Origin of the sequence: Streptomyces sp. NRRL B-3229 (assembly GCF_000719505.1) — a bacterium.
In the GTDB taxonomy this organism is placed as follows: domain Bacteria; phylum Actinomycetota; class Actinomycetes; order Streptomycetales; family Streptomycetaceae; genus Streptomyces; species Streptomyces griseorubiginosus.
On sequence record NZ_JOGP01000022.1, the window covers coordinates 110,404 to 119,922 of the forward strand.

7 protein-coding genes are annotated in these 9,519 nt (G+C 72.2%); 3 read left to right on the forward strand and 4 right to left on the reverse strand.

Translation table 11 applies throughout. The annotated features are described in order from the left end of the window. Positions 1-162 precede the first annotated feature (162 nt). Positions 163-1,302 (reverse strand): aminoglycoside phosphotransferase family protein, encoded by a 1,140-nt coding sequence (locus IF54_RS0130690; protein WP_030324671.1) that lies wholly within the window; start codon positions 1,300-1,302, stop codon positions 163-165. A 315-nt stretch (positions 1,303-1,617) separates the two neighbouring features. On the opposite strand from IF54_RS0130690, the gene IF54_RS0130695 reads away from it, so the two are divergent. Then, positions 1,618-3,111, forward strand: a complete 1,494-nt coding sequence (locus IF54_RS0130695; RefSeq protein WP_030324673.1) for a hypothetical protein — start codon at positions 1,618-1,620, stop codon at positions 3,109-3,111. Positions 3,112-3,116: 5 nt separating this feature from the next. On the opposite strand, the gene IF54_RS0130700 is transcribed toward IF54_RS0130695, so the two are convergent. Further along, positions 3,117-4,547 carry a PP2C family protein-serine/threonine phosphatase gene (locus IF54_RS0130700; protein ID WP_030324674.1) on the reverse strand — a complete coding sequence of 477 codons (1,431 nt, stop codon included), beginning with the start codon at positions 4,545-4,547 and terminating at the stop codon, positions 3,117-3,119. A gap of 472 nt (positions 4,548-5,019) precedes the next feature. On the opposite strand from IF54_RS0130700, the gene IF54_RS0130705 reads away from it, so the two are divergent. After that, positions 5,020-5,433 (forward strand): SsgA family sporulation/cell division regulator, encoded by a 414-nt coding sequence (locus IF54_RS0130705; RefSeq protein ID WP_030324676.1) that lies wholly within the window; start codon positions 5,020-5,022, stop codon positions 5,431-5,433. A gap of 41 nt (positions 5,434-5,474) precedes the next feature. Here IF54_RS0130705 and IF54_RS0130710 read toward each other — a convergent pair whose 3' ends face one another. Beyond that, a complete protein-coding gene (locus IF54_RS0130710; RefSeq protein WP_030324677.1) occupies positions 5,475-6,572 on the reverse strand; it encodes a hypothetical protein in 1,098 nt (365 codons plus the stop codon). A 100-nt stretch (positions 6,573-6,672) separates the two neighbouring features. Beyond that, on the reverse strand, positions 6,673-8,259 hold the full coding sequence (locus IF54_RS0130715) for an alpha/beta hydrolase (protein ID WP_030324678.1): 1,587 nt from the start codon (positions 8,257-8,259) through the stop codon (positions 6,673-6,675). 300 nt (positions 8,260-8,559) lie between these two features. Here IF54_RS0130715 and IF54_RS0130720 point away from each other — a divergent pair, with 300 nt between their 5' ends. Next, positions 8,560-9,249, forward strand: coding sequence for a chaplin (locus IF54_RS0130720; RefSeq protein ID WP_030324679.1), 690 nt, complete (start codon positions 8,560-8,562; stop codon positions 9,247-9,249). The last annotated feature ends 270 nt before the right edge of the window (positions 9,250-9,519 follow it).

Genomic DNA, 9,519 nt, shown 5'->3' on the forward strand with positions numbered 1-9,519 from the left:
GATTTCCCATGTCAATCCGGGTCCGCGGGAGTTTCGTGGCGGTGGCCCGCGGGCCTGCGGGGCGTCAGTGGTGTACACCAATGGCCGGGGCCGCGAAGGCGTCCGGACATGCAGAGGCCCGCGGGGCGCCGCTCCACTTGCGCTCCGCGGGCCATCGCCCCGTCAGCGAGTGCCGACCGCCGCACGTACGGCCCGACGGGCCAGCTGGCAGTCGTCGTGCAGCCGCCTCAGCAGCAGCCGCTGTTCCTCGCCGGACGGCGCAGCACCGGGGTGGGCCACGGCCGGTGCCGCCGGGGTCGTGTCGTGCATCGAACGCTGCACGGCCGTCTCGTAGGTCCGGATCTCACGGGTCAGGACGAGCATCAGGTTCACCAGGAACGCGTCCCGGGAGGCCGGGCCCGCCGACTGGGCGATCTGGCTGATCTGACGACGCGCCACCGGGGCGTCGCCGAGGACCGACCACAGCGTCGCCAGGTCGTAGCCCGGCAGGTACCAGCCCGCGTGCTCCCAGTCCACCAGCACTGGACCGGCCGGTGAGAGCAGGATGTTCGAGAGCAGGGCGTCGCCGTGGCAGAACTGGCCCATGCCCTGCCGGCCCGCCGAGTGCGCGATGCCGTGCAGCAGCTTCTGGAGGTCGCCCAGGTCCCGGTCGGTCAGCAGTCCCAGTTCGTGGTAGCGGGAGATGCGCGCCGCGTAGTCCAGCGGGGCGTCGAAGGTGCCCGCCGGTGGCCGCCAGGCGTTGAGCCGGCATACCGAGCCGAGGGCCGCCCTGATGTCCGCGCGCGGCGGGGCCTCCGCCGGGTGCCGGTGCAGCGCCGCGACCCGGCCGGGCATCCGTTCGATGACCAGGGTGCAGTTGTCCGGGTCCGCTGCGATCAGCCTGGGGACGCGTACCGGGGGCCGGTGCCGGACGAACGAGCGGTAAGCGGCTATCTCGTGCCGGATCCGTTCGGCCCATACCGGGGACTGGTCGAGTAAACACTTGGCGACGGCCGTGCTGCGTCCCGTCGTACCGACCAGGAGCACGGAGCGCCCGCTGCGGCGCAGCACCTGCACCGGAGCGAACTCCGGGCAGATCCGGTGCACCGACGCGATCGCCGTGCGCAGCTGGGCGCCCTGGGGGCCGGACAAGTCGAGTCTCCCGCTGAGCGGTTGGGTGCCGAGCCCCGGAACGCGCCGTGTCCTGCCCGTACCCGGTACGGGGGCCGCCGGCCGCGCGGGGTCGAGGTAGGGGCCGCCACCCGCCGGGCGGAGATGCGGCGACCGGGGCGGGGCGGACACGGAGGACGATGCTGCGTACATGGGAGAGACAGATCCCTTCGTGTGCCTGCTGTGCCTGGAGAAGCGGTGGTGCTGGAGGAGCTCTGGTGCGTGTATCTGTGGTGCGTGGATCTGCGGTGCGTGGTGCCTGGGGAGGCGGTGCGCTGCCCGACCCGGATCACCGGGTGCACCCTGGGGAATGTCCCTGTGCGGTCCGGGTCGGGGTGGCGCATTCCTACCTCACCGCATATGCCGCGTGGCACACCATCTGGCGCACCCTGGCGAACCCTGGCGAATAGTCCCGGAGCAACTGACACGGGGCTACTGTCAACTCAGCCGAGAACCTGGGGGCTTGACGTGAGCGGACAACCCAACACCCGACTCTCGGACCTGTTCGGCCTGGCCGGCTGGTCCAAGGGTGAACTCGCGAGGCTGGTCAACCGGCAGGCGGCGGCCATGGGCCACCCCCAGCTCTCGACCGACACCTCCCGGGTCCGGCGTTGGATCGACATGGGAGAGATCCCGCGCGATCCGGTGCCGCGGGTGCTGGCGGCCCTGTTCACCGAGCGTCTCGGCCGTGTCGTGACCATCGAGGACCTCGGTCTGGTCCGGCACGGGCGTACGGGGAAACGGCAGGGCGACGGGAGCGCGGAAGCTCCCGACGGCATGCCATGGGCGCCCGACCGAACCGCTGCGGTCCTCACCGAATTCACGGGAATGGACCTCATGCTCAACCGACGCGGCTTGGTGGGCGCGGGTGCCGCGCTCACCGCGGGATCCGTACTCAGCAGTGCCATGTACGACTGGCTGCACACCGATCCGGCCCTCAGCGCCGATGCCCCCCAGTTCGACGACCCCCTGCACGCCGACCCCGCCGGGTTCGACCGTTACGAGGCCGCCCCCATCGGGTCGCAGGAGATCGAGGAACTGGAGCGCTCGGTCGAGGTGTTCCGGGCCTGGGACGCGGCCCGCGGGGGCGGGCTGCAACGCAAGGCGGTCGTGGGCCAGCTCAACGAGGTGGGCGGCATGCTCGCCTACCGGCACCCCGACCATCTCCAGCGGCGCCTGTGGGGCGTCGCCGCCAACCTGGCCGTCCTCGCGGGCTGGATGTCCCACGACGTCGGCCTCGAACCCACGGCCCAGAAGTACTTCGTCATCGCCGCGCACGCGGCCAGAGAGGGCGGTGACCGGCCCCGCGCCGGCGAGGCGCTCTCCCGCGCGGCCCGCCAGATGGTGCACCTCGGCCGGCCGGACGACGCGCTCGACCTGATGAAGCTGGCCCAGACCGGATCGGGCGAGCAGGTCCTGCCGCGCACCAGGGCCATGTTCCACACCATCGAGGCGTGGGCGCAGGCGTCCATGGGCAAGGGCCAGGCCATGCGCCGCACCCTCGGCCAGGCGGAGGACCTCTTCGTCTCCGACCGCGGCGACGTGTCGCCGCCGAGCTGGATGCAGACCTTCAAGGACGAGGACCTGTACGGCATGCAGGCGCTGGCCTACCGCACGCTGGCGGAGTTCGAGCCGGGCGCGGCCGTCCACGCGCAGCACTACGCGGAGAAGGCCCTGTCCCTGCGCAACGACGGCCGGGAGCGGTCGAAGATCTTCGACCATCTGTCGATGGCGTCCGCCTGCTTCATCGCGGACGACCCCGAACAGGCGGACCGGTACGCGCGGTTGGCCCTGATGGCGATGGGCTCCAACTCCTCGGGCCGCACCTGGGACCGGCTGCGCCAGATGTACCGGCTCACCGCCGAGTACTCCAGCTATCCGAAGATCGACGAGCTGCGCGAGGAGATCAGGCTGGCACTGCCCAAGCCCAAGGGAAGGGGTGGCAACAGCCGACGGGCGTGAGCTTGTTATGAAGTCACCTTGGCGATGAGGACGCAGGCATCGTCCTCGCGCTCGGTCTCACCGAACTCCTCCCTGACCATCCGCACACAGTCCTGCGCGGTGCGCGCCCCGCCGAACCGCGGGGCCAGGTCGAGGAGGCGGTGCACGGCAGCCGTGCTGTCGCGCCCGGGCACCAGTCCGTCCGTGTGCAGCAGGAGCAGGTCGCCCGGTTCGAGGGTTTCCTCGGCCTGCGCGTAGACGGCTCCGGAGGTCGCGCCGAGGAGGACGCCGTCGGGCGAGTGCAGCCGGCGCCCCGTCCCGCCCCGGAACAACAGCGGGGCGGGGTGCCCGGCCTGCGCCCAGACCAGGGTGCGGGTCTCGGGGCGGTAGCGGCAGCAGACCGCGCTGCCGAGAGCCGGCTGGACGGTCGCGTCGAGCAACTGGTTGAGCAGGGACATCAGCCGGCCGGGCTCGGTGCCGGCCATCGCCATGCCGCGGACGGCGCCGAGGAGGGTCGCCATGCCCGAGGCCACGGAGACTCCATGACCGGTGAGGTCGCCGACGCTCAACAGCGTCTGTCCGTCGGCCAGTTCGAGCGCGTCATACCAGTCGCCGCCGATCAGGGTGCTGGTCGACGACGGCAGGTAGTGGGCGGCGAGGTCGAGGGTCTCGGCGCCCTGGTGCGGGAGCCGCAGGGAGCCACGCCACGGCGGCAGCACGGCCTCCTGGAGCTCGACCGCGAGCCGGTGCTCGCTCTGTGCGCGCTGCCGGTGGCGTTGTAACGAGTCACGGGTCTCGCTCACCGCCCGCTCGGTCCGCCGCAGGTCGCTGACGTCGCGCAGCACGGCCCACATCGAGGCGGTGCTGCCGTCGGCCGCGAGCACGGGCTCACCCATCATGTGGACGGCACGGACCTCGCCGTCCGGGCGCACGACACGGAACTCGCCGTCGATGCGCTGGGCGTCGACCAGGCAGTCGGTGACCATGGCCGTCAGTCGCGGCCGGTCCTCGTCGAGCACCAGGGAAGGGAGTTCGTCGAGGGTGAGCGGGGGAGCGGCGGGATCGCGGCCGAGGATCCGGTAGAGCTCCCCGGACCAACTCACCTCGTCGGTCAGGAAGTTCCACTCCGCGCTGCCGACCCGGCTGAGCAGCGAGCCGCGCCGGGGAGCGGGCGGGGCGGCTCCTGCGGCGGCCTCCGCGCCGGGCGCCGGGGGCGCGGGTGGCGGGCCGTCCCTGAGTTGCGCCAAGTGGGCGTCCAGATCGCTGAGTTGGTGCAGTGCGAGGTCGTACAACGCGCGCTGCCAGCGGTCCTGGGGGTCCGTACCGTCGCTCGGCGCGTCCCGTCGGACGGCGTCCACGTCGCCCTTGAGCCGCCGCGCCTGCGATATGAGCGCGTCGACCGAGCCGCTTCCGGGTGGCTGGGCGGCTGGGCGGTCCGCGGAGAGATGGGACGGCATGACGCGCTCCGATGCGGGACGGTTCGACCAAGGGGGACGGAGGGACCGTTACGACTGTTGCACAGGCCGCGACGCGCTGTAAGGGATTTGGCGGCACACGATACGGTGGTGCTTCTGGCATATGCCACAGTCTTCGCGGAGCGGTCGTGCAGGGCGTCTCGTCTACGCCGGTCAGGGTCTCAAGTCGTAGATGGTGTACGTGACTTGACGGGTCGTGGGGGTGGTCGGCCCGGTGTTCATTTGTGTGTTCGACGGTCCTGTGTTCTAAGGAGTTTGGCACAGGTGGATCGGGCCGTGCCAGGGGGTGGTTCCCGGGCGCCCGGAAGGCAGGGGTGGCGATGCCCGTGCGGTGCGATGTGATGCAGGTCACATAAATTCACTCCCGCTCAGCCGTAATGAAACGGCACCTGCGAGGTCGTAACAACACATCGGCACAACCGGGCCGACCTCTCACAGGCAGTGGAGACCGACCATGGACACGACGATCGAGCAGCCCGCCCGCGCCCGACTGATCACCGCGGAGAACCAGGAACTGCCCGTCCCCGCGACCCTGCGCTACAGCTCCGCCGATCCGCTGGCCGTGTGCGTGGACTTCCCGGCCGAGGTCTCCCTGGACGGGCACAGGGTGACCTGGACCTTCGCCCGGGTCCTCCTGGAGGAGGGGCTGGCCGGGCCGGTCGGCGGCGGGGACGTGCACCTGTGGCCGTGCGGCAGCGGCACCACGGTCGTGGAGTTCCACTCGCCGTACGGCCTCGCCCTCCTCCAGTTCGACACACCCACCCTGCGCAGCTTCCTGCTGCGCACCTACCTGGTGGTCGGTGACGGTCAGGAGGACCTCGAGGAGGCCGTCGAGCGAGGGCTCAGCGCGCTGTTCGGGGGTGTGTGAGGGATCGCGTGTGCGAGGGGCCTCCTGGGCACCAGGCGGCCTCAGTACCGCAGCACGCCCGCGATGCGGTCCACCCCGCCCAGCGTGCCGTCCGGGACGAAGCGGACGTCGGCGCCGGTCTCCAGGCACTGTTCGACGATCTCGTCCACGATGTCCTCGCGGGCGTCGAGGTCGCCGCTCTCGGCGGGCACCAGGTGGTCGCCGCCCCCGTCGCGGACCGTGACCCGGTAGTTCTCCTCGACCGCGAGCAGCCGCAGCCGGCCCTCGCGGGCGCTCTGCCAGACCTCGTCGACTCCGGCCGCGAACGTCCGCCGTCCGCGCGCCGATTCGAGCTCGTGGGTCACCGCCTCGGTGCTCCGGCGGCCCTCCGCCGCGATCAGCGGCCGCACGGCCTGCCACACCGCGTCGGGGGTGCCGTGCGCGAGCCCGCCGTGCGGAAGGTGCACCGCGTCCCTGGAGACACTGCCGACGTCGTCCAGGGCCGACAGGGCCGCGGTCTCGCCGGTGACGTAAAGGGGGCGGGGCGCCGCTCGCAGCAGCCGTGCCATCGCGGTGTCGGCGTCCCGCAGGAAGTGGCGCGTGCCCTCGTCCCGGAAGGTGCTCGGCATGTCGCCGATCCGCTCCAGGCGCTCGGCGTCGAAGTTCTCGCGCGTCCGGATCATCGGGAAGCCGCCCGCATGGTGTTCGGTGACCCGCTCGGCGCCGCCGTTCCACAGGGTGACGCGGTCGGCGGAGACCGACAGCACCCAGAACGGGCGCTCGGAGGCCTGCGCGGACACGAGGTTGCGGGTCAGGAAGGTGTCCGAGAGCACTACCCGCTCCGGCACGGCACGGCTGAGGGACCACACCTGGTGCTCACCCGGCGCCGCGTAGATGACCAGGCCGTCCTCGGCGTGCGCCAGGTCGATCTCCCCGAGCGCCTGGTCCAGCTGCCGGACCACGTCGACGCGCCGCTCCCTGGGGACGGCGGGATCGGCCTCCACCCGCTTCTTCGCCTCGGCCACCACATTGCGCAGCCGCACCGGATCCTGGGCGTTCTCGGGTTCCCGGCGGTGGGTCGGCGTCAGCACGGACACCGCGGGATAGGTGCGCGGACGGCGCAGTTCGGAGAGGGTCGCATTGCTGAGTGCGTGCTCCATAACAGCACCATAGGACCGATTCACCGATCGGGCATTCGGGGCAACTTGATCGTGCGGTCAGGGCACTTCGTCCTCGACGGCGGTGGTCCCCGGAGGGGTCTCAGTCGTCGCGTTCGGGCCCGCAGGAGCTGCCGCTCGGCGGCAGGTTGCCGTACAGCAGGAAGTCGTCGACCTTGCGGTGCACGCACGAGGAGGAGCCGTAACCGGTGTGGCCCTCGCCCTTGTTGTCGAGGACCACGGCCGAGTCGCCGAGGCGCTTCGCGGTCTCCACGGTCCAGCGGTACGGCGTCGCCGGGTCCCCGCGGGTGCCGACGAGCAGGATCTTCGGTGTGCCGACGTCGCGCACCTGCTCGCGTATGTAGTCGGTGCCCTTGGGGCGGCCGTAGCACATCAGGTACTCGGTGAGGCGGTAGCGTCCGAAGACCGGGGACGCCTGCTCGTAGGCGGCCCGCAGCCGGGCCAGGTCCTTGGTGATCCGGTCGGCGCCGGGGCGGTCGGGATCGTCCGCGCAGTTGACCGCCATCAGCGCCGCCGGAAGATTGTCGAACGGGATGTCGTCCACGTCCGCGAGCGGGCTGTGCGTCGGGTCGTCGGAGAGCGGCCGGGCACGGGGGAGGAAACCGGATCCGCCGCCCGCGAAGGCGAGGATGCCCGTGGTGTCGCCGTCCTCCACCAGCTCGGCCAGCGCCCGCTCCAGCGACGGCCACAGCTTCTCGCTGTAGAGCGCCTGGCTGATCGCGCCCACGAGGTCCTGGCCGGTGAAGGCGGGACCGAAGTCGGTCGGCACCGGATCCGCGTCCAGGGACGCCACCAGCCGTACGACCTGCTCGCGCGCCCCGCGCGCGTCCGTGCCGAACGGACAGGCGATGTCCTTCGCGCACCAGTCGATGAAGTCGTCCAGCGCCGTCTGCTGCCCGGCGGCGCCCGCCACGCCCTGCTCGGCCACCGGCTCGGTGAGGGTGTCCACCCCGTCGAGCACCAGCCGGCCCACCTTCTCGGGGAACTGGGCCGCGTACACCGCGCCCAGCCGGCTGCCGTACGAGAAGCCGAGGTAGTTGAGCTTCTTGTCGCCGAGGGCCTGGCGCATGACGTCCAGGTCGCGGGAGACGTTCACCGTGCCGATGTGGGGCAGGACGGGCCCGGAGTGCTCCGCGCACTGGGCGGCCGCCTTGCGCAGCCTTCCGAGGACGTCCTGAGGGTCCGTGCTGAGCGCCGTGTCGTCGTCCGTGGCCCGCAGCGCCTCGTCGGTGCCCTCGCCGCAGCTGACGGGGGAGGACCTGCCCACGCCGCGCGGGTCGAAGGAGACCACGTCGTACTCGTCCGTGAGGTCCATGAAGTCGTGGCCCCCGGCGGCGAGTTCGGGCACGCCCGCGCCTCCGGGGCCGCCGAAGTTCAGCACCACCGAGCCGCGCTTGTGCTGCGCCGTGGACCGGTAGCGGGCGAGCGCCAGGTCGAGGGTGCCGGCGCGGGGGCGGGCGTAGTCGACGGGAACGGTGATCTTGCCGCACTGGAGGTCCTCGGGTGCCTCCATGCCCACGCACTTCGACCAGTTGATCTTCTGGTGGTAGAAGCGCGACAGGTCGGGCCCGGAGTCGTCCGCGGCCGTCGCCGGCAACCCCGCGCCGAGCAGGGCCAGGCCCACGGCGCCGGAGAGAGTGCACCGTCGCCTCGTCACCTTGGCGAGCATCCATGCCTCCAAGGGCGCCCATCGGCGCCCTCGATCACGATATGCGGCCCTCTGCCGGGTCGCCTCCCGAGCGTCGGCCGCCGCCGGAGAGACGGGATCATGGCGGGAGTCCTACCCTGCGTGCCCGCTCGATGGCGATGAGTCGGTTTTGCCGCAAGTTCGACAACCATGTCGCTCGATGGGGTGAAAGGCCGATTAGCCGTAACACTGATGGTTCGCCTGCGTTTTACACGGTGCGGGTGACTGCCCGCGTCCACGTCTGGAAGGCAGGAACCGATGAGACGGGTTACCCGAAACGGCGTGATCGCCGTCGCCGCCGTGTCCGGGGCGATGACCGTGACGATGCCCGCGTACGCCGGCAGCGCGGCGGACGGTTCGGCGGCGGGCTCGCCGGGGCTGGTCTCCGGCAACGTGGCGCAGCTTCCGGTGCATGTCCCGGTGAACGTGTGCGGGAACACGGTGAATGTGGTGGGGCTCCTCAACCCGACGGCGGGGAACAGCTGCCGCAACGAGAACTCGGGCGGCGGGGTCCCCGGTGCCGGGGTGTCCCGGGGTGCTGACCGGTCGGTGCGCGTGGCCGGTGGCGCCACGGCGGGCGACGGTGCCCGGGCCGAGGGTGGCACCACGGACTCACCGGGCGTGCCGGCCGGCAACGGGGTACGGCTCCCGGTCCACCTGCCGGTCGACCTCAGCGGGAACTCCGTGAACGTGGTCGGCGTCGGCAACGCGTCGGTCGGCAACGGGTCCGTGAACGGTCCCGGTGACCACCCCGAGGCCCCGGCCCCCGCCGTTCCGGCCGAGTCCACGCCGGTCTCCCCGCCGCGGCACCACCCCGGCCCACGACCGGCACCCCACGCCCCGTCGGACCCCGGGCCCACGCTCGCCCACACCGGCGCGGACGACCTCCTGCCCACCGCTCTGGCCAGCGCCGGGCTACTGCTCGGCGGAGCCGCGCTCTACCGACGCTCCCGCCCCCGCCCCACCCACTGACGCGCCGCGCCCCCGGCCCCGGGGACCCGCACCGCGCCCCCGCTCTCGGACGCAACCCCCGTGCCTCCGGTCCCGGTGCCTCCGGACCCGGGAGGGACCCGCCCGGCCCCGGCCCGCACCCCCAACCCTCGTGCCTCAGGTCCCGGTGCCTTAGGACCCGGGAGGGACCCGCCCGGCCCCGGCCCGCACCCCCAACCCCCGTGCCTCCGGTCCCGGTGCCTCCGGACCCGGGGAGGAACCCGCCCGGCGTCCCCGGTACCGGCCCAGGGC